Annotated in this window: 20 protein-coding genes and 1 tRNA gene; 12 read left to right on the top strand and 9 right to left on the bottom strand. The window is 72.8% G+C overall.

Annotated elements, in window-relative coordinates:
* Positions 1–25 precede the first annotated feature (25 nt).
* Both nrtL and ACQ9ZG_RS23850 read right to left on the bottom strand, forming a co-directional pair.
* Positions 26–1,459: an ArgS-related anticodon-binding protein NrtL gene (gene nrtL / locus ACQ9ZG_RS23855; protein WP_499281216.1), complete on the bottom strand. Its 1,434-nt coding sequence runs from the start codon at positions 1,457–1,459 to the stop codon at positions 26–28.
* 212 nt (positions 1,460–1,671) lie between these two features.
* Positions 1,672–2,106, bottom strand: coding sequence for a response regulator (locus ACQ9ZG_RS23850; protein ID WP_175452023.1), 435 nt, complete (start codon positions 2,104–2,106; stop codon positions 1,672–1,674).
* 152 nt (positions 2,107–2,258) lie between these two features.
* Between ACQ9ZG_RS23850 and ACQ9ZG_RS23845 the strand changes: the two genes are divergently transcribed.
* Positions 2,259–2,330, top strand: a tRNA-Arg gene (locus ACQ9ZG_RS23845).
* 271 nt (positions 2,331–2,601) lie between these two features.
* On the opposite strand, the gene ACQ9ZG_RS23840 is transcribed toward ACQ9ZG_RS23845, so the two are convergent.
* The 3 genes from ACQ9ZG_RS23840 to ACQ9ZG_RS23830 all read right to left on the bottom strand — a co-directional run bounded on the left by ACQ9ZG_RS23840 (position 2,602) and on the right by ACQ9ZG_RS23830 (position 5,961).
* Positions 2,602–4,767 (bottom strand): FtsX-like permease family protein, encoded by a 2,166-nt coding sequence (locus tag ACQ9ZG_RS23840; RefSeq protein ID WP_109915655.1) that lies wholly within the window; start codon positions 4,765–4,767, stop codon positions 2,602–2,604.
* The gene (locus tag ACQ9ZG_RS23835; RefSeq protein ID WP_109915656.1) at positions 4,764–5,516 is read right to left on the bottom strand and encodes an ABC transporter ATP-binding protein; all 753 of its coding nucleotides are present in this window, start codon (positions 5,514–5,516) and stop codon (positions 4,764–4,766) included. Before ACQ9ZG_RS23835 ends, ACQ9ZG_RS23840 begins: the two co-directional genes overlap by 4 nt.
* A gap of 91 nt (positions 5,517–5,607) precedes the next feature.
* Positions 5,608–5,961, bottom strand: coding sequence for a hypothetical protein (locus ACQ9ZG_RS23830; RefSeq protein ID WP_136016385.1), 354 nt, complete (start codon positions 5,959–5,961; stop codon positions 5,608–5,610).
* A gap of 250 nt (positions 5,962–6,211) precedes the next feature.
* Between ACQ9ZG_RS23830 and ACQ9ZG_RS23825 the strand changes: the two genes are divergently transcribed.
* Entirely contained in the window at positions 6,212–6,880 is a 669-nt protein-coding gene (locus ACQ9ZG_RS23825; protein ID WP_499281215.1) for a response regulator transcription factor, read from the top strand.
* 199 nt (positions 6,881–7,079) lie between these two features.
* Here ACQ9ZG_RS23825 and ACQ9ZG_RS23820 read toward each other — a convergent pair whose 3' ends face one another.
* Positions 7,080–8,897, bottom strand: coding sequence for a serine/threonine-protein kinase (locus ACQ9ZG_RS23820; RefSeq protein WP_499281214.1), 1,818 nt, complete (start codon positions 8,895–8,897; stop codon positions 7,080–7,082).
* Positions 8,898–9,118: 221 nt separating this feature from the next.
* Entirely contained in the window at positions 9,119–10,279 is a 1,161-nt protein-coding gene (ku, locus tag ACQ9ZG_RS23815) for a non-homologous end joining protein Ku (protein ID WP_109916596.1), read from the bottom strand.
* A gap of 91 nt (positions 10,280–10,370) precedes the next feature.
* On the opposite strand from ku, the gene ligD reads away from it, so the two are divergent.
* From ligD to ACQ9ZG_RS23765, 10 genes are all read left to right on the top strand, one after another.
* Complete coding sequence (gene ligD / locus ACQ9ZG_RS23810; RefSeq protein ID WP_109916597.1) at positions 10,371–11,270, top strand: non-homologous end-joining DNA ligase; 900 nt, start codon at positions 10,371–10,373, stop codon at positions 11,268–11,270.
* A gap of 509 nt (positions 11,271–11,779) precedes the next feature.
* On the top strand, positions 11,780–14,044 hold the full coding sequence (locus ACQ9ZG_RS23805) for a HEAT repeat domain-containing protein (RefSeq protein ID WP_499281213.1): 2,265 nt from the start codon (positions 11,780–11,782) through the stop codon (positions 14,042–14,044).
* On the top strand, positions 14,041–14,373 hold the full coding sequence (locus ACQ9ZG_RS23800) for a zinc-ribbon domain-containing protein (RefSeq protein WP_018492162.1): 333 nt from the start codon (positions 14,041–14,043) through the stop codon (positions 14,371–14,373). Before ACQ9ZG_RS23805 ends, ACQ9ZG_RS23800 begins: the two co-directional genes overlap by 4 nt.
* A 131-nt stretch (positions 14,374–14,504) precedes the next feature.
* The gene (locus ACQ9ZG_RS23795) at positions 14,505–15,284 is read left to right on the top strand and encodes a hypothetical protein (protein WP_499281212.1); all 780 of its coding nucleotides are present in this window, start codon (positions 14,505–14,507) and stop codon (positions 15,282–15,284) included.
* Positions 15,281–16,618: an ATP-binding protein gene (locus tag ACQ9ZG_RS23790; protein ID WP_499281211.1), complete on the top strand. Its 1,338-nt coding sequence runs from the start codon at positions 15,281–15,283 to the stop codon at positions 16,616–16,618. Before ACQ9ZG_RS23795 ends, ACQ9ZG_RS23790 begins: the two co-directional genes overlap by 4 nt.
* 114 nt (positions 16,619–16,732) lie before the next feature.
* Entirely contained in the window at positions 16,733–17,227 is a 495-nt protein-coding gene (locus tag ACQ9ZG_RS23785) for an SH3 domain-containing protein (protein WP_099220442.1), read from the top strand.
* Between the two features lie 147 nt (positions 17,228–17,374).
* The gene (locus ACQ9ZG_RS23780) at positions 17,375–18,763 is read left to right on the top strand and encodes an FtsW/RodA/SpoVE family cell cycle protein (protein WP_109917131.1); all 1,389 of its coding nucleotides are present in this window, start codon (positions 17,375–17,377) and stop codon (positions 18,761–18,763) included.
* Complete coding sequence (locus ACQ9ZG_RS23775) at positions 18,760–20,217, top strand: penicillin-binding transpeptidase domain-containing protein (RefSeq protein WP_499281210.1); 1,458 nt, start codon at positions 18,760–18,762, stop codon at positions 20,215–20,217. Before ACQ9ZG_RS23780 ends, ACQ9ZG_RS23775 begins: the two co-directional genes overlap by 4 nt.
* A gap of 213 nt (positions 20,218–20,430) precedes the next feature.
* On the top strand, positions 20,431–21,507 hold the full coding sequence (locus ACQ9ZG_RS23770; RefSeq protein WP_499281209.1) for an amidase family protein: 1,077 nt from the start codon (positions 20,431–20,433) through the stop codon (positions 21,505–21,507).
* Positions 21,504–21,992 carry a DUF3291 domain-containing protein gene (locus ACQ9ZG_RS23765; RefSeq protein WP_109914844.1) on the top strand — a complete coding sequence of 163 codons (489 nt, stop codon included), beginning with the start codon at positions 21,504–21,506 and terminating at the stop codon, positions 21,990–21,992. Before ACQ9ZG_RS23770 ends, ACQ9ZG_RS23765 begins: the two co-directional genes overlap by 4 nt.
* Positions 21,993–22,205: 213 nt before the next feature.
* On the opposite strand, the gene ACQ9ZG_RS23760 is transcribed toward ACQ9ZG_RS23765, so the two are convergent.
* Positions 22,206–23,060, bottom strand: a complete 855-nt coding sequence (locus ACQ9ZG_RS23760) for a hypothetical protein (protein ID WP_099220447.1) — start codon at positions 23,058–23,060, stop codon at positions 22,206–22,208.
* A gap of 140 nt (positions 23,061–23,200) precedes the next feature.
* On the bottom strand, positions 23,201–24,337 hold the full coding sequence (locus ACQ9ZG_RS23755; RefSeq protein ID WP_109916652.1) for a ferritin-like domain-containing protein: 1,137 nt from the start codon (positions 24,335–24,337) through the stop codon (positions 23,201–23,203).
* Between the last annotated feature and the right edge of the window lie 241 nt (positions 24,338–24,578).

Here is a 24,578-nt window from a genome sequence, read left to right as displayed (position 1 = left end):
AGGTCTCTCGGATTCTTCGGATTCGTCAGAGGTGTGCGGGCGCGCTGATACCGAGCAGGGACAGGCCGCCTGCCAGCACCGTCCCGGCGGCTTCGGCGAGGGCCAGCCGGGATCGGTGGGCGGCCGAGGGTTTCTCGTCACCCAGGGGCAGCGGCGGACAGGCGTCGTGGAAGTCGAAGAAGGCGTGCGCGACGGCTTCCAGCTGCCGGGCGACCCGGTCGGGCGCGCGGTGACGGGCTGCGGCGAGGAGGACACCGGGGTGATCGGCGAGGAGATCGAGGAGGGGCCGGGCGGGGGGCTCGGCGTACGCGGTGGCGGGCTGGGCGTACGGGCCGGGCTCGCGGTACGGGACGGGGGGCCCGGTGTACGGGGTGGGCTCGGCGTACGGGCCGAGCTCGCTGTACGGGACGGTGGGTCCGGCGTACGGGGTGGTGGGCTCGGCGTACGGGATGGGCTCGACGTACGGGCCGGGTTCGGCGTCCGGGGTGGCGGGCACGGGGCTTCCGTGGGCGGCGGGCTCCAGGCCTGCTGCGGTGGGGCGTGCGTACGGGGTGGGGCCCACGCGCGGGCCGGGATCCCGGCCCGCGGAAGGTCCGGCCGGAGGGGCACCCTCCGGCGCGGCCGCGAACCCCAGAGCGGCGGCGTTACGGGTGAGGGCCCGGGTCCTGGCGTAGGCGTACCGGACCCGGAAGAGCGGGTTGGCCTCCCCCTGGACGAGCAGGTCGGGGCCGAGCGGGGCCCGGTCGTGCGCGGCGGGCCGCAGCAGCCCCCAGCGGGCGGCATCGCGCCCGAGGCGCGCCAGCAACTCCGCGCCGGTGGCTCCGGCAGGCACGGGCCGGATCACGATGCGCTCCGGCGCACCCGCCCCGTCCACATCCGGCCCGTGCGCATCGGGCCCGTCCGCATCCGGCCCATACGCACCCGGCCCGTACACGTCCGAGCCGACCCCGAGCCGCCCCCACTCCTCTTCCTCCGTCGCGACCGCCTCCTCGCACCCGACCCGGACGCGGGCGCCCTGGGCGGTGAGGAGGCGGCGTACGGCATCGGCGGTGACGGCGGCACGGACCTCCCGCGCGTGGTGCAGCTGAAGAGCCTCGACCCGGAGCGCGTCCCCGTGCCCGTACGCGAGGCCCCGTCCCCGTACGGCGTCGAGAACGGCCCGGTCACGGTCGGCGGGCGCGTCCAGCGTGAAGCTCAGGAACCCGGGCCCGGTGACCTCGACCCGCCCGATGCCCGGCTCGGCGGCGACCCGCTCGCGGAGGATCCGGGCGACTTCCAGGGCCGGCAGCCCGGCCTCTCCGGCGAGCTGGAGGGCGACCGCACAGGCGTAGTCCCCGCTGCCGCCGGGCCGGGTCCTCTCCACCCGCACACGCGCGGGCACCGGCGCGCGCAGCACGTCCTCGTCGACCGCGCGGCGCACGGCGTGCAGCACGGTCCGGGAGAGATCGGCGGGGGTCACGGGACAAGCGTAGGGGAGGAGGAGGGCCCTTCCGCGACCCGGTTTCGCCATCCGGTCAGCGGGGGGGGGCGCCTGCGCAGGTCAGCGGGTGCGGCCGACGTGGGGCAAGCAGTGCGGCCCGGCTGGGCAGGCCGTGGTGGACCCGGCTGCCCGGCCCGTGGGGCCGCTGCCGGTCGGCTCGGGGTCGGCCCGGCGCATGGTCCGCCCGCCGCTCAGCCGGTGGTGGTCCCCGCGCACCCGGCCCCGCTCCGCCCGTCGACCGACGGCCGCTCCTCCCCGGTCGCCAGCCGGTGCACCATCCGCACCAGCTCGCTCGGCTCGAACGGCTTGGCCAGGAAGGCGTCGACCCCGGCCGACACACCCGCGTCCACCTCGTACGGTGTGCAGGCGCTGATGACGGCGATGGGCAGATGACGGGTCCGGGGATCGGAGCGCAGCCCGGTCGCGGTCTCCAGCCCGCCGAGGCGGGGCATCACGACGTCGAGGGTGACCACATCGGGACGGATCCGGTGGACCAGGTCCAGGCACTCGACACCATCGGCCGCGGTCACGACCTCGAAGCCCTCCAGCTCGAGATTGACCCTGATCAGCTGCCGGATGACCTTGTTGTCGTCGACAACAAGCACGCGGCCGTACGCCCCTGACACCCTTCGAGAGTAGGTCGGCCCCGGTGACCGCGTCCGGCGTTTGCCCACTTCCGCCCCGGACGGGGGACGTGCTGCCACGACGGAATACCTGTTCACGGACACCCGTCAGAAGCTGGTAGTGTTTCACCCGTCGCAGAGCAACACCGCGATACGCCCCCGTAGCTCAGGGGATAGAGCATCGGCCTCCGGAGCCGGGTGCGCAGGTTCGAATCCTGCCGGGGGCACTCCGGATCAAGGCGCTGACCAGCAGAAATGCAGGTCAGCGCCTTTGTGTATGCCAGAACAGCAGTACTCCGAAGGTCCGTGCGCGACGCGGTGTCAGCTTTCCGACGAGGCACTGTGCGCAGCAGATCGAATGCGGCAGGGTGGCCGACCACCAGGCCCCCGAGCATGGTGACGGAGACGTCGGCCGTCTCGGTCAACCGCTCAGGGGCCTCGCTTTCGCGCCTCCTGGCCTGCCACTCGGTCGGTGGCCGCCTCGACGAGGGATTTTCTTCAGTCCGCTGCCGGCCGCCACCGGTCGGCCAGGCTGTGTGCCGTGCGGGCACCCCACGCCCAGCTGATCACAGCCAGGGTCCCGGCCAGGATCAGCAGCGCGGCCAGGAAGGAATCGGTGAGCACCGCGCCTTTGGTGGTCATGGGCGCGGAGAGCCAGGCCGAGACCACTACACCGAGTGCCCCGGCGACCGTGAGGGGAAGCAGGATCGTCCAGCCGGCGCTCACGTAGAAGATGCCGGGCTTTCCGACCAGAACGTTCAAAGGCGCCAGCGACCGGCCGAAGCGGAGGAATTCGCCGAGGTTGTTGACCGCCGCCGCGAACGCGAGAAGCGCGACGCCGACGAACCCCAGAAGCAGGGTCCAAGCGGCGGGCTTCGCCAACTGGGCGGCTCCCCCCAGCCATTCCCCGCCGATCGACATGATCTGCGGCGCCGGAAGCTCTCGATACGCGGTGCGCTTGACCTCGGCGACGGGAAGGTCACCAGGGGCGGTGCCGACCAGAATCAGCTGCTCCGCTTCCTTCTCCATGGCGGTGACGGGATTGCCTTCCCTCAGCATCACCGATTGCCCACCGCCGAACCACGCCGCCAACTCTCCGATGCGGGCATCGGAGGGATCGGCCTTCCCCGGTCCGCAGGGCGCGCCCAAAGCTCCCAGGGCCGCGCAGTCGCCCTCCAGGAGGAGGCCGCCTTCGTCGGTCGCTCCCATGGCCAACGCGTGCGTCCCTGAGGGCAAGGTCTCGACGAACGCGCGGTTCTGCTCCTGGCGCGCGCTGGACGTGACGGTGAGCACGGAGTCCCCCACGCGCTCGTGTGCCGCACGGGCCACGATCATAGGGTCGGAGAGGAGACTGGCGTTGAGCTGGATCTGGGTGATCAGGCCGATGGCAATCACCACCGCCGCCACGAGCCTCGCCGTGACGCCGGGATGGGTGACCGCCCAGCGGCCGGCGACCAGAGCTCCCGGTCGGCCACGGCGATTGGCCCATCCGACAAGCCCACGACCCACCGCGGAGACGAGCACGGAGACGAGTGCGGGCAGGGTGGCCAGGGTGCCCACCACGCCGACCGTATAGACCAGACGCCACATCGGGCCGGTGGCGCTGCCCCCGACCAAGTCGGCGCCACGCGTGGCAACAAGGAGAAATACCAGGCAGAGCCAGACCAGTGGGCGCGCCGTGAAACGCGACCGGGGCGCGGGACGTGGTCCGGTGCTGCGGCTGGTCCGGTGGAGCAGCAGCACGACGGCCAGCGCCACCACCGAAGCTACGACCGCAGCCGCGAGAAGCGCAGGAGCCCAGCGACGCAGGTCGGCGGACGGAAGAGTGAAGTCCACCACGGGAACGGTGAGGTCGGTGGGCAGAGCGCAGGCGACCACGGCGCAGGCGAGTGCTGCCCCGATAGCGACCGGCAGCGCCGCCTCGCCGGCGTTCACCAGGGCGCGGGCGCGCGCTCCGGCTCCGAGAGCGCGCAGCAGAGCCATTCGGCGATCCCGGTTCGCCGCGCCCGAACGGGCGGCGATGACGACCAGGACCAGCGCCGGAAAGAGCACCATCGTGGCGGCGAGTCCCACGAAGGCCGAAAGCGGCGGCACCGTGGCCCGGTCACCGTAGACCGAGCGTTCGGCCGACCCGAACCCCTTGGCGGCCGTCATGCTCGAACGGTCCATGAAACCGGCCGGGGGCCTGATGTAGGCCAGCCTCTCTCCGGGCACTTCCAGGCCCTGAGGGCCGATGGCGCCGGTGACCGGGCCGTAACGGTCGAGTGCTCCCTCGGCCAGCAGCTCCTCGCGAAGGGCCGGCGAGAGCAGCACCTCGCCCGGAGCAGGCCAGGCAGCCACACCGGGAGGGGGCTCGACCGTACTGTCCAGAGGTTCCATGTAGACGATCGAGCGCTGCCCGTCATCGACGTCGTCGCCCGCGTCCCGCAAGAGGACAGCTGCGTCCTTGGAGTCAGGTCCGGACACATATTGCGGGGCGCGGCCCGCCCCCCGCGTCTCACGGCCGTCGTAGACGGCGAAACCCGCGACGAGGACGGCCGCAGCCAGCCCCAGGGAGAAGGCGGCGCAGAGCAGACTGACGAAGCGGATGCCGCCGCCCGTCGCCCCCCGGCCGGCGGCGCGTCCTACACGCAGAAGTTGCAGCCAGGTACGTGTGGACGTCATGCCTTCCCGCCCTGAGCGACGGAAAGGCCGACAGGGTTGCCGGTTCCGGCCGTTCGCAGACGTCCCCCGCTCAGGGCCAGATGCCGGTCGGCGCGTGCCGCGATCGTCGCGTCATGAGTCACCACGAGCAGGCCGCAGTTCCAGCGGCTCGGCACCGAGAAGAGCAGTGCGGCCACGTCGTCGCGGGTGGCCTCGTCCAATGCGCCCGTCGGCTCGTCGGCCAGCACGAGAGCCGGCCGGTTGATCAGCGCCCGGGCGACGGCGGTCCGCTGCCGCTCACCGCCGGAGAGTTCCGCGGTGGGCGTGCCCTCGTCCGGCACCCCGAGGTCGGCGAGCAGGCTCTGGGCCCGCGTGTACGCCTCTTCGCGCGCCGTACCGGCGAGCAGGGCAGCAAGCGCGGTGTTCTCCAGCGGAGTCAGCTCGGGAAGCAACTCACCGAATTGGAAGACCATCCCGAGATGGTCGCGCCGATGGCGGTTGAGTGCCCGCTCACGCAGGGGTACGAGGTCGGTACCCGCCACCGAGACCGAGCCGGACTGGGGCTTCACCAGTCCCATCAGACACATCAGCAAGGTGCTCTTGCCGCTACCGCTGGGCCCGGTGATCGCCACCGACTCCCCGGCCGCCACTGACAGGTCCAGCCCGTCGAGCAGAAGCCTTCCGGCGACTTCATACCGTACGCCGGACACGGTGAGCACATGCTGGTCCACGGCTGTCTCTCCCCCTGATCGCACTACCGGCTCCGCCATGCTCGGCAAGCCTTCCCTCTGCTCATCACGCGCTCTTCGACGGGGCGTGCCGCTGCTCGGTCGAGCGGCGGCACGCCCCGTCAGGACACTGTCAGGGGTTACGAACCCAGCTGGAGCAACGGTCCGGCCACAGGTCGATGGAGACGCATGCCTTCTGGTCGAGAATCTTGCTTCCCGAGCCGCTCACCGCGTGGGTCCCGGAACCGCCTCGGTTGTGCAGGGTGCGCTCGGTCGACGGACTGGCCTGCCGGTGGTAGTTGCCGTAGACCGAGTTGCTGTCCCCCTTGGTGTCATAGACACGGATGAGCTTGTAGCCCTCTTTCTTCTTCGTGCTGGCCTTGGCTCCGTCGATCTCCACCGAGAGCGCGAAGGCCGGTGAGGCCGTGGCAAGGAGCGTAGCCCCAATGATTCCCGCCATGAAACGACGGGCACGCAAACTGGCCATGTTTCCCCCTCTGTTGGCTTCAGGAACAGAACGCCCCCGTAGCACTCCTACGCCACACACGGCACGGAAAGTGCTCCATGTATGCGGCCGACAGTTGATACGTTCTGACCCACCTGGGCCTACGAGAGATCCTGCCCCCCGGAGCAGACAGGGGGAGCCCCCTCATCGGGGGAACTCGATCCGAGCCCCCGCCCTTTCGGGGGAGGGCGATGGGCGGGGCCAGGCTCGTTCCCCCTGCGGAGGGATCATCATGACGATTCGCGCACATGTGGTGGCTGACCACGAACTCATAGGTGAAGGGCTGCGCAGCATCATCGGAGCAGGAACCGCTCTCCATGTGGTGGAGCCGAGACGCGGTATCCGGCGCATGGCGTTAGCGCGGGTGCTCCCACCCGATGTCGTGATCCTTTCTGTGAGCGACTGGAATGACACTTCCGCTCTGCTTGAACAAGCGATAAAAAGCGGCGGCTCGGTCCTGGTACTTCTCCATGAAGTGGAACTTGAGCAGGCCGGTCAACTGCTGGCCAGGGGGGCCACCGGCGTCCTGAAACTCTCGCAGGCCGCAGACTGTCTCCACTGGGCCGTTCCGGCCGCGTCACGCGGAGCTCTGGTCCTTCCACCGGAATTCAGTTCCCGCTTCCTGGACACCTATTTGAAGCCCGTCCATGCCTGCATGAGGAAGAACGCGGCACGGGACCGGCTGGCCCTGCTGAGCCCTCGGGAGCTGGACGTGCTGCGGCGGGTGGCTCTCGGGCGGACCAACCCCGATGTCGCCAAGGACCTCTCGCTCAGCGTTCACACGGTCAAGGACCACCTGCGCAATATCAGCCGAAAGTTCAGCGAGAGGACGCGCGTCGGCATGGCGCGGATTGCCTGGGAGGCAGATCCGGCATTCGGGCGGGACAAACCCCCCGTGTAGGTCCGTGACCAACCGACAGTGCCAGGCTGTCGGCCCTCTGCCCGGGTCGGCGCTGCCGAACCGAACGGCCTGTTGGGTGGAACCGTGTGTCCGGGTCCGGGGGGGCGCCGCAACCTGGAAGAAGGCTACCGGCTGTCATCCACCCGTCGCGGACTGCCGCGTTCGAGGTGTGTGGGCAGGCATCGCGGACCCGCCTCGCTCAGCCTTCCTCGCGCGGGTTCTTCTCGATGACCTTGCCGTTCAGTTCGGCGGTGAGGTAGGCGCCGCCGTACTTGTCGGAGACGTAGACGCGCAGCACCGGGCGGTCGCCGTGGAAGGGCGACGACGGGTCCACGATCACGTAACTGTTCTCCGGCTCCGGGATGTTGAGTGTCGTCCTGGCCGTCCGCAGCAGGGCGGGCAGGGCGTCCCAGTTCACCGAGTCCAGGTCGACCGGCTTGTCGCCGGACATGAGGGTGCCGCCCATGTCGTCGTTCTTCGCCTGGCCGTCCCGGTAGGTGAAGCGGTCGTAGAGGCGGGAGTTGGACTTCAGCGGCGCCTTGGCGGAGGCGTGCTTGTCGTAGAGGGTGAAGTCGGTGACCTTCGTGCCGCCCATCAGCGGCTTCAGCCCCGCGATGGCCTGCCGTACCCCCTGCGGGGTGAGCAGGTCGGTGACGGCCTCGGCCTCGTCGTCGCCGTCGTCCGCCCCCGAATCGTCGCCGTCCGCCACCGGTTGGCCCGCCGCGCCGGGCGGTGTGGCGCCGCCGTCGTTCGCCGGGGCGCTCGTCGTGTTCTCCGGACGGCCGCCGCCGCCCTTCGCACGGTCGTCACCGCCGCCCCGGAAGAACGAGGGGTCGATCATCCAGAAGACGCCCACCAGCACCGCCGCCGAGACGATGGTCGCGACCGTGCTGATGACCCTCGTCCGGCGCTGGAGGCGGTGCCGGCGCTCCTCATCGGTGACCGTCGGGACCGTCGCCGAGGACGGGGCCCCTGCCGGGGGCGGGGTCGGGGCCACGTACGGGTTGTTCGCGTACGGGTTGCGCGGGGCGTCCACCGGGGTCGCGAACGCCTGCGGGTGGCCGAACCCGGTCGGCGGCCGCGTCGGGTGCGCGGGGGACGGCGGCGGTGATCCGTAGGCGCTTCTGGGGTCGGGCGTGGGCGGTACGGGAGCGGGCTGTGCGGGGGTGGCCGCCGGGCTCGTCGCCGCCTCCGCAAGCATCCGGTCCAGGGTGGCGGCGTCCGGGCGGGCCGGGATGTCCCGGGTCAGCAGCGCCTTCAGTACGGGGGTGAGCGCCCCGGCCCGTGCCGGCGGGGGGACCTCCTCGTCGAGCACGGCGGCCAGGGTGGCGAGCGTGGTGGCCTTGCGCAGCGGGTGGTGGCCCTCGACCGCGACGTACAGCATCATGCCGAGCGACCAGAGGTCCGAGGACGGGTCTCCCTCGGTGCCCCGGATGCGCTCGGGGGCTATGTAGTCGGGCGAGCCGATGAGCGCGCCCGTCATGGTGAGGCTGGTCGACTCACGGATCGCGGCGATGCCGAAGTCCGTGAGGACCGGGCGGCCGTCGGGGCGCAGCAGGACGTTGGCGGGCTTGACGTCGCGGTGCTGGATGCCGGAGGCGTGGGCGGCGACCAGGGCGGAGAGGATGCCGCGCCCCAGTTCGGCGGCCTCGGCCGGGTCCATGGGCCCTTCGGCCAGCCGGTCCTGGAGGGAGGAGCCGGCCACCAGCTCCATCACGATCCAGGGGTAGCCGTCCTCGCCCGGGTCGACGATGTGGTGGACGGTGACCACGTTCGGGTGGTCCAGGCGGGCCAGGGCGCGGGCCTCGCGCAGGACCCGGGCGCGCAGGGTGCGGGCGCCCTCCGGGTCGTACTCGGCGAGGGCCGGGTCCGGGGGCCGGACCTCCTTGAGGGCGACGTCGCGGTGGAGCGCCTCGTCGCGGGCGCGCCAGACCATGCCCATGCCGCCGCTGCCGAGCCGCTCCACCAGGGTGAAGCGGCCGTCGATCACCCGTCCCGAGGGGGCCTCTTCGCTCATGCGCCGTAGCGTACGGGGGAGGTACGACAAGGGGGACGCGGGGCCGGGGATCGGACGCGCATCCCGCCGCGCGACGGGATGCGCGGACGGGTGCGTGACAGGGTTCGCGGCGGAGTTCTCGGCAGGTCGCTGCGGGGGGCGGCAGGCTGCTCCACGGGAGGGGCGCGGCAGGTTGCTCCGCGAGGGGGCGAGGCAAGTCGCTCCGCAGCGGTCGCGGCAGGTCAGGCCGAGGCGCGTTTGCGGGGCGCGGACGCCGTCTTCTTGGTGCTCTTCGCGGAGGTCTTCCCGCCGCTCTTGGCCGTGCCCTTGGCCGTGCTCCGGGTGGCGGTCCCGGCGGTGCTCTTCGCCGTGCTTCTCGCCGTGCTCTTCGTGGCGCTCCGGCCGCTCTGCTTCTTCGCGGAGGCCGACGCCGTCTTCCGCTGCGTCTGCGCCGTCTTCCCCGCCGAGGACGAGCCGGACGCCGTCGACTTCTTCGCGCCCGTCTCCTTGGGCGTCGGCTTCGGCCGTGCCGCCGTCGGCTTCCTCGCCGCCTTCTTCTTGATGGGGTGGACCTCCGCCATGTCCCCCTCGGCCCCGGTCTCTTCGGCCGCCCCCTCCCCCTCCCCGCGCGACTTCTTCGCCGCCCGCACACTGCTCTCCAGGGCCGCGATCAGGTCGATGACCTTGCCGCCGCCCGGCTCCTCCGACTCCGAGGGCTCCACGGCCTCCCCCGACGCCTTCGCCGCGATCAGCTCCTCCACCGCCTCCCGGTAGTCGTCGTGGAGGCTGTCCATGTCGACCTCGCCGAGGGTGTCCATCAGGGCGTCCGCCAGGTCGAGTTCGGCGTCGCGGACCGTGACGTCGCTCTCCGGGGCGACCCCCTCGGGGGCCCGGATCTCGTCGGGCCAGAGGAGCCCGTGCATGGCGATCACGTCGTCCACGACCCGGAGCATGCCGAGCCGTTCGCGACCGCGCAGGGCGAACTTGGCGACGGCCACCTTGTTGCTGCGTTTGAGGGCCTCGCGCAGCAGGGTGTACGGCTTCGCGGCCGGGACCCCGTTGGCGGAGAGGTAGTACGCCGTGTCCAGCTGGAGCGGGTCGATCTCGTCGGCGGGCACGAAGGCGACGATCTCGATGGTCTTGGCCGTGGGCAGCGGGAGCTGGGCCAGGTCCTCGTCGGTGATCGGGATCATCGTGCCGTCGGCGTCCTCGTACGCCTTGCCGATCTCGCCGCCGGACACCTCCTCCTCGTCCAGCTCGCAGACCTTCCGGTACCGGATCCGGCCACCGTCGGCGAGGTGGATCTGCCGGAAGTGGACCGAGTGGTTCTCGGTGGCGTTGACCAGCTTGATCGGGATGCTGACCAGCCCGAAGGAGATCGCGCCGTTCCATATGGACCTCACCGTTCACCCCTTTACGCCCGCGCCCTGTACCCGTATATCCGTGAAGGGGGTTTCAGGCAGGTTTTCGTACGGTTCGTGTGACTCTTATCGTATGACGCCGATCACGGAGGTGGAGGGGCGGCGCCTCTCGCTGAGCAATCTCGACAAGGTGCTCCATCCGGCCACGGGCACCACCAAGGGCGAGGTCCTGCACTACTACGCGGCCACGGCGGCGGGCGCGATCCTGCCCCATCTGCGCGACCGCCCGGTCTCCTTCCTGCGTTATCCGGACGGGCCCGGGGGCCAGGTCTTCTTCACCAAGAATCCGCCGCCCGGTACACCCGACTGGGTGCGCACCACCCCCGTGCCGCGGAGCGAGGACCCGGGCGCCCGGCAGGTGATGGTCCAGGACCTGGCCTCGCTGATGTGGGCGGCCAACCTGGTGGTGGAGTTCCACACCCCGCAGTGGCGGGCGGACGCCCCGGGGATCGCGGACCGGATGGTCCTCGACCTGGACCCGGGCTCCCCCGCGACCGTCGTGGAGTGCTGTGCGGTGGCCCGCTGGCTGCGGGAGCGGCTCGCCGCCGACGGGCTGTTCGCGTACGGGAAGACCTCCGGCGCCAAGGGGCTGCACCTGCTGGTCCCGCTGGAGCCGGCCCCGGCCGCCGAGGTGTCCGCGTACGCCCGGCGGCTCGCGGTGGAGGCGGAGGACGCCCTGCCGGACCTGGCCCTGCACCGGATGAAGCGCGCCCTGCGGCCGGGCAAGGTCTTCGTCGACTTCAGCCAGAACTCCGCCTCCAAGACCACCGCCACGCCCTACACCCTGCGGGCCAGGACCGAGCCCACCGTCTCCGCGCCGGTCACCTGGGACGAGATCGAGGGGTGCCGGACCCCGGAGGCGCTGGTCTTCCGGGCGGACGACATGGCCGGGCGGCTGGAGCGGTACGGGGACCTGCTCGCGCCCGTCCTCGACCCGGACCGGGCCCGGCCCCTGCCGACGGGATCGGGCTGACCCCTGGGGCTTTCCGTCCCGGCAGGAGTCCCCTGTCCCCACCAGGACTCCCCCACCCCGACGGGACTCCCCGGGCCGACGGGACTCCCCGGGCCGCGTCCGGCCCGGCACGGCCTGATCCCGGCCGGACTCCCCCGACGGTCACGGCCTGATCCCGGCCCGACCCCCGAACCTCCCGGCCTGATCCCGGCCCGGCTCGCCGAACCTCCCCGGCCTGATCCCGACCGGCGGTCCGGCCTGATCCAGGCGTACGGCGTCGGCCGCGCCGGGGCTCGTTTCCGCTGTTTCACAGGCTGCTCACAGGCCGTGGGGATGCCATTGCGTCATGGCAGGGTCATGACCTGGTCACGGCACGAGGAAAGGCCACATGTGACGGGTGGATTGTCGGAGCCGTGGTGCACACTCTGCGCAGGCGCTTTCTTCGGGATACGCCGACAGGGGTGCGGGGAACAGGCGTGCGGGGGCGGGAGGAGCCTCCGGACACCGCCGTGACGTGGGGAGGGGATGGCGTGTTCTCGGGGATCGATGAGGTCGACTGGGCTTCGATGGAGCATGCCTACGGGCCCGCCGACGACGTACCGGCGCTCCTGCGGGGGCTCGCCTCCGACGATCCGGCGGAGCGGGAGAGCGCGCTCGACGGGATGTACGGGGCCGTGCACCACCAGGGGGACGTCTACGCCTGCACCCTCGCGTGCATCCCCTTCCTCTTCGAACTCGCCGTCGACCCGGGCGTGCAGGACCGGGGCAGCGTGGTCGAACTGCTCACCAGCATCGGCGGCTTCGACCTCGACGAGGACGACGAGGAGATCGACGAGGACGAGTTCGAGGGCGCCGCGAACTACGCGATGGCGGCGGCCGCGGTCACCGCCGGGGCGGGGGTCTTCTTCGAGCTGATCGCCGACGAGGACCCCGGGGTGCGGCTGGCGGCCCCGCTGGCGCTCGCCACCCTGCACCGGCACCCCGTGCGGGTCCTGGCGCTGCTGCGGGAGCGGCTGCCGGTGGAGCCCGACGAGGAGGTGCGGCTCGCACTCGTGGAGGCGGCCGGGCGGATCGCCCTGCGCCACCGTCCGCTGGCGGGGCAGGTGGCCCAGTGGCTGACCCTGCTGGTGGGCCGGGAGCGGGCACCGGGGCTGCGGCTCGCGGCGCTGGCCCAGCTGGCGCGCTGTTCGCCCGACGCGCTGCCCCGCGATGTGGTGCCCGTCGTGTCGGGGCTGCTGCGCGAGCTGCGTACGGCCCCCGGGGCCGGTGCCACCGCCCCGGAGCACGCGCCGTACCCGGGCCAGGGGCCGTACGAGCCCTACGAACCGCAGCACGGACCGTACGAACCCCAGCACGGCTACGAACCGCACGAGCCGCTCGACCCGGACGGCGAGCCGGACCCCGACGCCGAGGCCGAGCCGGAGGCCGACCCGGTCGCCTCCGCGGACGCCTCCGGGGCCGAGCAGGCCGCGGCGCCCACGCTGGTGGGCCAGTTGCGGGCGCTCTCCGCCCAGGAGAACGCCGGGCGCGGCGCCCCCTGGGCCGCCGATCTGCTGCGCACCCTGCACGTCGGCCTCGACGACCGGGTGGGCGACCGCACGGCCCTGCTCGTGGACCAGCTCCGCAGCCCCGACCGCTGGCAGCGGATCGACGCCGTACGGATGAGCGGCGGGCTGATACGGGCCTGGCGCGGCTCGTACGAGGAGTTGGTGGGGCTCGTCGGGGACCAGCTCTCCGACCCCGAACCCCGGCTGGCCGAGGCCGCCTCCCACGTGCTGGAGGAGCTGTTCTCGCTGGCGGCCCCCACCGCCGACGCCCTGGCGGCCCGGCTGGCGGCCGATCCGGCGGGCTGGGTGAAGGAGTGGGCCAGCGGTCCGCCGGGGCTCGGCTCCACCGTGAAGGCGCTGGCCCGGCTCGGGGACGCCCGCGCGGTGCCCGCCCTGGCGGCGGCCCTGGAGTTGCCGGAGGTGCCGCACGACGTGGGGTTCGCCGTCGCCCATCTCGGGGAGGCCGCCCTTCCGCTGGCCGGGGCGCTGCGGCGCAGGCTGGCCGGGGTGCCGTTGGACGAGGGGGCGTACGACCGGGCGAGCCCGTTACTGGCCGGGCTGACCGGGCTGCGGGCGGGCGAGGCGACCCCGGAGGTGCTGCGGGTGCTGCGCGGGGCGCCGGCGTACCGGGGCGAGTGGCTGCGTACGGCGGCCCTGCGGGCGCTCGGCTCGTTCGGGCCCGCCGCCCGGGAGGCGGTGCCGGAGCTGCGGGCGATGCTCGGGCGCCCGGGGACGGCCACGGAGGCGGCCGAGGCGCTGTGGGCGGTCGCCGGGGACCGGGACGCGGTGCTGCCGGTGCTGGTCGAGGAGCTCGGCTCGGACCAGGTGCACGACCGGCGGGCGGCCGCGGCGGCGCTGGGGGCGCTCGGTCCGCAGGCGGCGGCGGTGGCGCCGCGGCTGCGCGGGCTGCTGGGCCATGACGAGCTGTGGCTGCGGGTGGACGCGGCGATAGCGCTCCGCAAGGTGTCGGGGCGGACGGAGGAGAGCACCGAGGTGCTGCTGGACGCCTGGGAGAAGAACCGCCATGTCCGCGTCCGGGTGGCAGAATGCCTGGCGCGGACGGGACCGGTCGACCCGGCGTCGACGACGGCACAGGTGCTGCGCGCCGAACTCTCCTCCGTGCGCCGTCACAACGCGCTGGACGGCGGGTACGGCAGCCATGACACCTACGAGGACGAGAAGCTCCTGGCGCTGTGCCGGCAGGCACTCCGGGGGACGGGGAAGACGGGGAGAGGGAGCACGGCATGATCATTTTCGGCACCAAGGGCTATCTGTACCAACTGGCCATCCTGACGATGGTCTGCGGCTGGTGCGGCAACCCGGCAGCGCACACCCTGCGCAAGCGGGTCACGAAGTTCACGCTGTTCTTCATCCCGCTGTTCCCGTTCTCGACGAAGTACGCCACGCAGTGCACGTTCTGCGGCGGTGAGCAGCAGATATCCCAGGAGCAGGCCGATCAGCTCCTCGCCCAGCACGGGGCCGGTCCCGACGGCCGGTCCGGTCCGGCGGCGCAGCAGCCGGGGTTCACCCAGCCGGGACAGCCCGGTCAGCCGGGACAGAGCCCTTTCCAGCGCTGAGCGGATTCCGGCCGGGGCTCCCGGCCGGTCCGGGGCGGGACGCGGACGGTCACGTACAGGTACGAAGTGGGCATTGCGTACGGTCACGTCCTAGGGTGTAGGCCCCCCGTCCCCCACGAGAAGGGCCAGCCGTGCGCCCGGTCCGCGTCCGTACCGTCGCCGCCGCCGTGGCCGGGCTCGCCCTGCTCTCCGGCTGCGGTTCGGCCGGCGGGCTGGAGAGCACCGGTGAGGCGCCTTCGGCGGTCGGGCCCGCCCGGCTCTGGCCGGATCTGCCGCCCGCCTCGGCCGCCCCGTACGACTACGGCGAGGGCGAGACGGCCAGGATCCCCGGGATCACGGTGCCCGGCGACGATGTGCACCGGCTGGACCCGGTCACGGTGGCGCAGGCCGGGCTGAAGGCCAGGACGAAGCGGGACAGCGGGCTGGACGAGCTGCCCGACGCGACGGTCCGGCAGATCCGGGACTGCCGGACGGCACCCGGTGACTGCCCGGTGCTGACCCCGTACTACTTCGACCTGACCGGCGACGGCAGGGACGAACTGGTGATCGGTGTCCGATTGCCCGAGCGACAGCTCGCCGTGCGCGCCTACCGGGCCGACGAGGGCGTGCTGACCCGGATCATGTCCACGGTCGACGCCGTGATCAGCGTGGAGCTGGCCGGGCGGGACCTGGTCCTGCGGGCCCCGTCGGTGATCTCCGGGTACGAGTACCGCACCGCGTGGTCCTGGGACGACCGGCAGCAGGCGATGCTGGCCACCCGGGACGAGATCCTGCGGGTGCCCGAGCGGCGCGGGGAGCGGACGGCCCCCACGCCCACGGCCCCCGCACCGGAGGGCTCCCGGCCCGCCCCCTCGGAGACCCCGACGGCGGCGGCCTCGACGGCGGCGTCCTCGGCGGCGGGCGGGCGATGAGGCGGCGCCGGTTCCGTGCCCCCGCCTGGGCCTCGACCCTCACCTGGAAGGCCGCGGTCTTCCTCACCGCCATGTGCTGCACCCTGGCGGCCCTGCTCGGCGTCCTCGTGCACACGGCGGTGACCCGGCAGACGGTCTCCCACGCCCGGGAGAAGGCGCTGGCCCGGCTGGAGGTCGTCACCGACGCGTACGAGGCCGGGGAGCCGCTGCCCCGGGGCTCCGGCATCGATCCGCCGGGGCTGCCCGCCGCGCTGCGCGCCCTGGCGGCGGACGGCGAGCGCGGCACCATGGTCGCGGACGGCCCGCACCGGCCGGGCGACCCGGACGGGCGGGGCGGCCCCGCGATGTGGGCCGCGGGGCCGGCGGACGGGCGGGCGCTGGCCACCTGGACGGACTACAGCCACAGCGCCCGCACCATCGCGGGGCTGGACCGGGCGATCATCGGCTCCTCGCTGCTGGCCATCGCCGCCACACTCGTCGTCGGCCTCTTCGCCGTCGGCCGGGTGACCCGCAGGCTCCACCAGACGGCCCGGGTGGCCCGCCGGATCAGCGCGGGCGACCTGGACGCCCGGGTCGACGACCCCCGTACGGCCCGTCCCGTGCGCGGCCAGGACGAGGTGGCGATCGTCTCGGGCGCCCTGGACACCATGGCCTCCAGCCTGCAGCGCAAGCTCCAGACGGAGCAGCGGTTCACCGCCGATGTGGCGCACGAGCTGCGCACCCCGCTCACCGGTCTCTCGGCCGCCGCGGAGCTGCTGCCGCCGGGGCGTCCGGCGGAGCTGGTCCGGGACCGGGTGCGGGCGATGCGCGCGCTGACCGAGGACCTGCTGGAGATCTCGCGCCTGGACGCCCGCACCGAACAGGTCGACCTGGCCGTGCACGACCTCGCCCCGGTGGTGGAGCGGGTCGTCCGCGCCTCGGGGACGGAGACCGGGGTGCGGGTCGGCGGTCCGGCGCGGGTGGAGACGGACCGGCGGCGGCTGGAGCGGGTGATCGGCAACCTGGTGGCCAACGCCCACCGGCACGGCTCCCCGCCGGTGGTGGTGGAGGTTTCGGGTGCGGTGGTCTCCGTACGCGACCACGGGGCGGGCTTTCCGGCGTACCTCCTGGAGGGCGGCCCGCAGCGGTTCCGCACGGACGGCGCAGGCAAGGGCCACGGACTCGGGCTGACCATCGCGGTGGGCCAGGCCGCGGTGATCGGAGCGCGGCTGGAGTTCGTGAATCCCCCGGACGGCGGGGCGCTGGCCCGGCTGACGCTGCCCGAGTACGTCCGCCTCGACGAGGGGGATTCCGCCGGGAACACGGGCGAACAGGGCACCGGGACCGCCGAGTAGCCACCCTCCGTCACGCACAGTGCGCGTTGCGGACTCTCCGTGGCCAATTTAGCGTGACGAAGGCGAGCCCGGCTCGCGTCCCCCACGCCCCCCTCTCCTCTCTCTGGAGGCAGCATGTCCCCCCTGTCCCGCCCCTCGCGGTTCCGCCGGATCGGTCTCTGCGTCGCCACCGGCGCCCTCGCGGCGGTCACGGCCGCCGCCCCCGCTCTGGCGGCGGACCCGAGCCCCACCGACCACCGGGACCAGGCCGCCACCGCGGCCCCGGCCTCCGACGAGCTTTCCGCCTCCGCCCTCCAGCGCGAGCACGAGGCCCGGCAGGACGCCCAGGCACAGAACCAGGCGCAGAACCAGGCCAGGCCCCAGGCCCCCAAGCGGACCTACAAGGGCCGCGTCATCGCCAAGCCGTACCTGCTGCTGCGCGACCGGCCGACCCGGAGCAGCAAGGTCGTGGGTTCGGTGAAGTACGGCACCGTCGTCAACATCTTCTGCAAGACGACCGGTGACAACGTCGACGGCAACAACCGCTGGTACCTGCTGACCGACGGCACCTGGGCCTGGGGTTCGGCCCGCTACATCGAGAACATCGGCGCCGCACCGCGCCCCTGCTGACGCGTCCCGCCCCTGCTCGCCCCCTCCGCCCGGAAGCCACCCGCTTCCGGGCGGAGGTCTGTCGACACCGGCGGAGGTGCAATGACATGGGCGGCGGACACTATGACATAAGGGAAATACGGCACGCCTCTTGCTACGTTGCGACGCATGACCGCAACGACGGCGGACACTCCCCCGCCCGAGCTCCGCCTGCCCAGACGGCGCGGGGTCGAGCTGTCGCTCCTCATCGGCGCCGTCCTGATCTCCGTCTACGGTTACGCCGCCGTCGGCCTCGCCCACGACGGGGCCGTGCCCCCCGACGTGGCCGGTTACGGTGCCGGGCTCGGCACGCTCGCCCTGCTGGCCCATGTCGCGGTCCGCTTCCGCGCCCCGTACGCCGATCCGCTGCTGCTGCCGATCGCCGTCCTGCTCAACGGGCTGGGCCTGGTGCTGATCTACCGGCTCGACCTGGAGACCCCGCGCGACCAGGCCGCCCCCACCCAGCTGATCTGGTCCACGCTCGGGGTGGCGCTCTTCGCCGTCGTCGTGGTGCTGCTCCGCGACCACCGGGTGCTCGCGCGCTACGCCTATCTCTCGGTCGCCACCGCGCTCGTCCTGATGATCGTGCCGATCTTCTTCCCGGCGGTGAACGGGGCGAAGATCTGGATCCGCATCGGCGGACTCTCGTTCCAGCCGGGCGAGTTCGCCAAGATCCTGCTCGCGGTCTTCTTCGCCGCCTATCTCGCGGCCAACCGCAACGCGCTCGCGTACACCGGGCGCACGTTCTGGAAGCTGCAGCTGCCCACCGGCCGGGTGCTCGGCCCGATCGTGGCGATCTGGCTGCTCAGCGTGGGTGTGCTGGTGCTGGAGCGGGACCTCGGGACCTCGCTGCTCTTCTTCGGCCTCTTCGTCATCATGCTGTACGTGGCGACCGGGCGGACGGGCTGGATCGCGGTCGGGCTGCTGCTGGCGGCCGTCGGGGCGTTCGTCGTCGGCTCGTTCGAACCGCATGTGCACGGGCGGGTGCAGGACTGGCTGGACCCGTTCGCCTCGATCGACGCGGGGCGGGGGCCGGGCCAGCTCGCCCAGTCGCTCTTCGCGTTCGCGGCGGGCGGGATGCTCGGGACCGGGCTCGGGGCGGGCCACTCGGTCCTCATCGGCTTCGCCGCCAAGTCCGACTTCATCCTGGCGACGGCGGGCGAGGAGCTGGGGCTGAGCGGGCTGACCGCGATCTTCCTGCTGTACGCGCTCCTGGTGGCGCGCGGCTTCCGGACCGGGCTCGCCCTGCGCGACCCGTTCGGGCGGCTGCTGGCCATCGGGCTCGCCTCGATCCTGGCGCTCCAGGTGTTCGTGATCGCGGGCGGGGTGATGGGGCTGATCCCGCTGACCGGGATGGCGATGCCGTTCCTCGCGCAGGGCGGCTCGTCCGTCGTCACCAACTGGATCATCGTGGCGCTGCTGATCCGGCTCAGCGATGTCGCCCGCCGGCCGCACCCGGAGCAGGTGGAGACCGGGGTCATCGCGAGCGCCCTGGACCGCGTCGAGGAGGACCGGTGATCCGTTGCATCCGGCGGGCCGCCGCCCTCTGTCTGCTGCTGCTCGTGGCGCTGCTCGCCAACGCGGCCCGCGTCCAGCTCTTCGAGGCCGACGAGCTGGACGCCAACCCGGCCAACCGCCGTACCACCATCGCCCGTTACGACCAGCCGCGCGGCAACATCCTGGTGGGCGAACGGGCGGTGACCGGCAACAAGGAGACCGGCGAGCAGCTCAGCTTCGAACGCACCTATCTGCACGGCCCGTTGTACGCCCCCGTGACCGGCTACGCCTCGCAGACGTACGGCACCACGCTCATCGAGCACGCCGAGGACGGCATCCTCTCCGGTACGGCTTCACTGCTGGCCCCGCTGCCCTTCTGGAACGAGTTCACCCGGGGCCGGCAGCCCGGCGGCAACGTCGTCACGACGGTCAAGGAGTCCATGCAGCGCGCCGCGTACGCCGGACTGAGCGGGCGGCGGGGCGCGGTCGCCGCCCTGGAACCGTCGACGGGCAGGATCCTGGCGCTGGTCTCGACCCCGTCCTACGACCCCGAGCGGCTGTCCGGAACCGGCCCGGCCGTCACCGAGGCGTGGACCCGGCTGAACGCGTCCAAGAGCCTGCCGATGCTCAACCGGGCCATCCGGCAGACCTATCCGCCGGGCTCCGCCTTCAAGATCGTGACGGCGGCGGCGGCTCTGGACGCCCGGGTGGTGACGGATCCGGACGCCGCGACGGACACCCCGTCCCCGTACATCCTGCCGAACACCCGGACGGTCCTCCCCGACGAGGCGCGCGGCTGCGAGAAGGCCTCGCTGGCGGATGCGATCCGGGTCTCCTGCAACACGGTCATGGCCCGTCTGGGGGTGGAGGTCGGGCTGGCGGGGATGGTGGAGACGGCGGGCCACTTCGGCTTCAACGACAGCGGGCTGCGGATCCCGTCCGGGGTGGCGCGGAGCAACTTCGACACCGACATGAGCGAGGACCAGCTCGCGCTCTCCTCCATCGGGCAGTTCAACACCACCGCGACCCCGCTCCAGATGGCGATGGTCGCCGCCGCAGTGGCCAACGGCGGCGATCTGCGCTACCCGTATCTCGTCGACCGGGTGACCACCGGCGGCGGGGACACGGTCCGGCAGCAGGGCCCGCGCTCCTACGCCCGGGCGATGAGCCCCTCCACCGCCGTGCAGCTCCAGCGGATGATGGTCGACGTGGTGGAGAACGGCACTGGGTCCAACGCGGCGATCGACGGGGTGACGGTCGGCGGCAAGACCGGCACCGCCCAGCACGGCGTCGACAACTCCGGCCTCCCGTACGCCTGGTTCATCTCCTGGGCCCAGCCCCGGGACTCCGGCCGCCCGGCCGTCGCGGTCGCGGTGGTGGTGGAGGACGCGGCGGCGGAGCGGGCCGACATCAGCGGCGGCGGCAGCGCGGCCCCGATCGCCCGGGCGGTGATGGAGGCGGCGCTGGAGGGGTGAGGAGCGCCGGGCCGGGGGCTTGCGGACGCGGCGAGCGGAGGGCGGGCCGGGGCAGGGGACGGACCGGGGAGACCGTACGGGGAGACTGGCGGGCAGGGGGCGGGTCGGGTCGGGTCGGGTCGGGTCGGTCGGGTCGGGTCGGGTCGGTCGGGTCGGGTCGGGTCGGGTCGGGTCGGGTCGGGTCGGGGAGACCGTACGGGGAGACTGGCGGGCATGACGTCGAGACCGTCCGCCGTGGCGCGGGCGCTGGAGCGGATCGCCCAACGGGACCCCGCGCTGGGCGCGTTCATCGAGGTGTGGCCGGAGGAGGCCCTCGCCCGTGAGCCCGGCGCCCGGGAACTCCCGCTGCGCGGGCTGCCGTTCGCGGTGAAGGGCCGCACGGGCATCCGCTCGTACGCGGCCCGTCGGCTGATCGCGGCGGGCGGTGTACCGGTCGGCGCGACCTCGGTGCCCGGACCCGGTACGGTCTGGCAGACCTGGGGGCAGGGGGCCCACGGCCGTACGGTCAACCCGTGGCGGAGCGACCGTACGCCCGGCGGTTCGTCGGCGGGCTCGGCGGTCGCGGTGGCGGCGGGGATGGTGGAGCTGGCGACGGGGAGCGACGGGGCCGGGTCGGTGCGCATCCCGGCCGCCTGGTGCGGGGTGTTCGGGCTGAAGACGACGAACGGGCTGCTGCCGTCCCCGGACGCCTCGGGCCTGGCGTCGGCGGGGGTGCTGGCCCGCTCGGCGGCGGTCGCGGAGGAGTACGTACGTCATGTGCTGCCCGGGTACGGGGAGCCCGCCGCCCCCTCCCTGCCCCTGGCCGCCGTGTACAGCGAGGACCTGGGGTTCGCGGAGGTGGACCCGGAGGTGGCGGGCCTGGTGCGGGCGGCGGTGGACCGGCTGGTCGCGGCGGGGACCGTACGCCTGGTGGACGCCCCGTGCGCGCTGCTCGACCCGGGTCGGGCCTGGCAGGCGGTACGGGGCGGGGCGGCCGGGGACCCGGAGGCGGTGGCGGTCCGGCGGGCGAACGACGAACGGCTGGAGGCGGTCCTCACCGCCGCGCCCCTGCTGCTCACCCCGGTCACCCCGAACCGGCCGCACGGGCACGAGGGGCCGGGCGACCGCTACTCCACGGCTCTGACCTGGGCGTTCAATCTGAGCGGCCATCCGGCGGCGAGCGTACCCGCCGGATTCACCGGGGACGGCTGCCCGGTGGGGCTCCAGTTGGTGGCGGCGCGCGGGGCGGACGTCTCGCTGCTCGGAATGGCCCGCGCGGCGGAGAACGCCCTGCCTACCGTGCGGCCATGACGACGACTATCGAGACAGAGGCCACCGGACCGAAACACGAGTTGGCCCAGGTGAACATTGCCCGCCTCCGATTCCCGCTGGACTCACCGCAGTTGAAGGACTTCGTCGACGGGCTGGACCCGGTGAACGCGGTCGCCGACGCGGCGGAGGGGTTCGTCTGGCGGCTGCGCTCGGACTCCGGCAACGCGACCGACGTCCCGGTCTTCGGGGACGACTGGCTGATCGTCAACATGTCGGTGTGGCGGGACGCCGACGCCCTCACCGACTTCATGTACGCGGGGCAGCACCGGGAGTTGCTGAAGCGGCGCCGGGAGTGGTTCGCGCACACGCGGGAGGCGATGTCCGCCCTGTGGTGGGTGCCCTCGGGTGAACGCCCGACGGTGGCGGACGCGGAGGAGCGCCTGCTGCATCTGCGCGAACACGGCCCGACCGAGCGGGCGTTCACCCTGCGCACCCGCTTCCCGGCCCCGGCGGGGGCGCGCTGAGAGGCGAGGGCCGGGGCGAGTCGAGAAGCGCGGACCGGGACGCGGGCCGGCGAGGGCACGCCGACGGCGGGAGCGGGGGGCGCTGAGAGGCGGGGCGGGCGAGGGCACGCCGAGGGGCCGGGGGCGGGGGGCGCGGCACAACACCCCGCCACACCGACACCCCCGCCCCCGCCCCCGCCCCCGGCCGCTCAGCCGACCGGTCGACCGTGCGGCTCAGCCGATCGGCTGCCGGATCTCCTCGCGGATCTTCGCAGTCTCGGCCGCGGCCGCCTCCAGGTCGATCGACCGGGCGTCCTTGAGGGCGGTCTCGGCGCGGATGATCCCGACGGAGACGCCCGTGTTGTCGTCGCCCCAGGCGCACATCGGCACATTGGCCTTGACGCCGCCCTTGGCCGACTGGAGCACCTGGCACTCCAGCGTGATGTCGTACCCGGCGGGGGTGAACTTCTTCGGCGGTACGACGACGGTCGCCCCGTCCCCGGCGGCCCCGCCCTCCATCATCTTGCCGGTCATCACCTCCGGGTCCGCGAACCGCCCGTACATCCCGGAGATCACCAGCGCCCCGCCCTTGGCCGAGCTGTACTGCCCGACCACCGCCTTCGCGTCCCGGACGGTGGGGTCGTACATCTTCTCGATCTTGCTGCCCTCGGTGGACGAGAGGTCCTGGGCGAGGGTGAACTCGCCGTCCAGCAGCTTCTGTTCCAGGACCAGCTTGTACTCGGCGTCCGGGAACGCCGCGTCGGCGGTCTTGCCGACCAGCTGGGAGACGCCGAAGGCGATGCCGCCCGCCAGCACGACCGCACCGGCCACGATCCCGACGATCAGCCCGGTCCGCTTCTTCCGCGGCGGCTGCGGACCCGGCCCCTGCGGCGGCCAGGCGCCCGCGCCGGGTGCGACCGGCGGCTGCCCCCAGCCGCCGGGCTGCTGCTGGGGCGGGTAGCCGTACGGCTGCTGGGAGTGGTGCTGCGGCGGCACCCCGGGGGCGGCGGGCCCACCGTAGGGGCTCTGCGGCGGATGCGCGGGCGGCGGGCCGTACGGGCCCTGCGGCGGCTGAGGCGGGGTGGTCATGCGCTCACCGTACGACACGTTTGCGAACGGAATTTCGACGCGGACGATATCGGTACAGAGCCGGGACGAACCCCACCAGGTGCCGGGGGCCGGGCGCCGGCCCCTGCGCCCCTCAGCCGCCTCCCGCCGGAAGCGGCTCCTCAGGCCGCCGCCTCCCCTGCCCCTCCGGCCCCCTCGCCGGCCCCCTCCCCGATCGCCTCCGCGACCTCCGCCACCCGGGCCCGCTCCTCGGCCGCGAAGCGTTCGCGGTCCAGTTGCTCGGCTATCTCCTCGTCCTGGGACATCAGCAGGTCCAGGTTGGAGTCGCCCAGTTCCAGGACGCCCATGTCGACGTAGGCCTTCTGGAGGCGCGGGCCCCAGAGGCCGATGTCCTTGACGCACGGGACGATCCGGCTGAACAGGAGCTTGCGGAAGAGCTGGAGGAACTCGGAGTGCTCCGAGAGGTCCTTCGCCTCCTGCTTGCCGATGCCGAAGTTCTCCAGGACCTCGACGCCGCTGAGCCGGTCGCGCATCAGGTAGCAGCCCTCGATGACGAACTCCTCGCGCTCGCGCAGTTCGGCGTCGCCGAGCTGCCGGTAGTAGTCGCGCAGCGCCATCCGCCCGAAGGCGACGTGGCGGGCCTCGTCCTGCATGACGTACGCGAGGATCTGCTTGGGCAGCGGCTTGGTGGTGGTGTCGCGGATCATGCCGAAGGCGGCGAGGGCCAGTCCCTCGATCAGGACCTGCATCCCGAGGTAGGGCATGTCCCAGCGGGAGTCGCGCAGGGTGTCGCCCAGCAGTCCCTGGAGGTTGTCGTTGACCGGGTAGAGCATGCCGATCTTCTCGTGCAGGAACCGGCCGTAGATCTCCGCGTGCCGGGCCTCGTCCATGGTCTGGGTGGCGGAGTAGAACTTGGCGTCCAGGTCCGGGACGGACTCCACGATCCTGGCCGCGCAGACCATCGCGCCCTGCTCGCCGTGGAGGAACTGGCTGAACTGCCAGGAGGTGTAGTGCTTGCGCAGCTCGCCCCGGTCCTTCTCGGTCATCTTCGCCCAGTGCGGGGTGCCGTGGAGCGTGAGCGCCTCGTCGGGGGTGCCGAGGGGGTCGGTGGGGTCGACCTCCTGGGACCAGTCGATGCGCTTGTTGCCGTCCCACTGCTTGTCCTTGCCCTTCTGGTAGAGGGCGAGGAGGCGTTCGCGGCCGTCGTCGTAGTCCCAGCTGAACCGGGCGGCCCCGGTGGCGGGGACCTGCCAGAGGGGTTCGGCGGGCGGGGTGGTGTAGAGGTCATGAGTGGACACGGACGGCTCCTTCGCCTCGACCGACTCGAACGGCTTGACGGGTTCCGTGAGCAAGCCGCGTGACAAGTTCCGTGACACCGAAGGCGGTTGGGCACGGACGGCCACCGCCTACCGGCAGGTTCACACGTTGGTAGACAGCGAGTCAACAAGTTGCACAGAGCCGGACCGAGTCGCGCGCGAGGGATTGACGCCCTTGCTGACGAGGCGTCTCATAAGACGTGACCGCCGGTAACTCCCCCTG

It is taken from the genome of Streptomyces araujoniae (assembly GCF_050871195.1).
Taxonomy (GTDB): domain Bacteria; phylum Actinomycetota; class Actinomycetes; order Streptomycetales; family Streptomycetaceae; genus Streptomyces; species Streptomyces bacillaris.
This window is presented reverse-complemented; position numbering and strand designations above follow the sequence as displayed.

What these genes read in the sequence shown, in the direction of transcription:
- ACQ9ZG_RS23760 (WP_099220447.1), bottom strand. Translation starts at nt 23,060, where the DNA reads ATGACCACCCCGCCTCAGCCGCCGCAGGGCCCGTACGGCCCGCCGCCC.
- ACQ9ZG_RS23790 (WP_499281211.1), top strand. Translation starts at nt 15,281, where the DNA reads ATGAGGCGGCGCCGGTTCCGTGCCCCCGCCTGGGCCTCGACCCTCACC.
- ACQ9ZG_RS23800 (WP_018492162.1), top strand. Translation starts at nt 14,041, where the DNA reads ATGATCATTTTCGGCACCAAGGGCTATCTGTACCAACTGGCCATCCTG.
- ACQ9ZG_RS23785 (WP_099220442.1), top strand. Translation starts at nt 16,733, where the DNA reads ATGTCCCCCCTGTCCCGCCCCTCGCGGTTCCGCCGGATCGGTCTCTGC.
- ACQ9ZG_RS23820 (WP_499281214.1), bottom strand. Translation starts at nt 8,897, where the DNA reads ATGAGCGAAGAGGCCCCCTCGGGACGGGTGATCGACGGCCGCTTCACC.
- ACQ9ZG_RS23840 (WP_109915655.1), bottom strand. Translation starts at nt 4,767, where the DNA reads ATGACGTCCACACGTACCTGGCTGCAACTTCTGCGTGTAGGACGCGCC.
- ACQ9ZG_RS23830 (WP_136016385.1), bottom strand. Translation starts at nt 5,961, where the DNA reads ATGGCCAGTTTGCGTGCCCGTCGTTTCATGGCGGGAATCATTGGGGCT.
- ACQ9ZG_RS23780 (WP_109917131.1), top strand. Translation starts at nt 17,375, where the DNA reads ATGACCGCAACGACGGCGGACACTCCCCCGCCCGAGCTCCGCCTGCCC.
- ACQ9ZG_RS23825 (WP_499281215.1), top strand. Translation starts at nt 6,212, where the DNA reads ATGACGATTCGCGCACATGTGGTGGCTGACCACGAACTCATAGGTGAA.
- ACQ9ZG_RS23770 (WP_499281209.1), top strand. Translation starts at nt 20,431, where the DNA reads ATGACGTCGAGACCGTCCGCCGTGGCGCGGGCGCTGGAGCGGATCGCC.
- ACQ9ZG_RS23835 (WP_109915656.1), bottom strand. Translation starts at nt 5,516, where the DNA reads ATGGCGGAGCCGGTAGTGCGATCAGGGGGAGAGACAGCCGTGGACCAG.
- ACQ9ZG_RS23765 (WP_109914844.1), top strand. Translation starts at nt 21,504, where the DNA reads ATGACGACGACTATCGAGACAGAGGCCACCGGACCGAAACACGAGTTG.
- ligD (WP_109916597.1), top strand. Translation starts at nt 10,371, where the DNA reads ATGACGCCGATCACGGAGGTGGAGGGGCGGCGCCTCTCGCTGAGCAAT.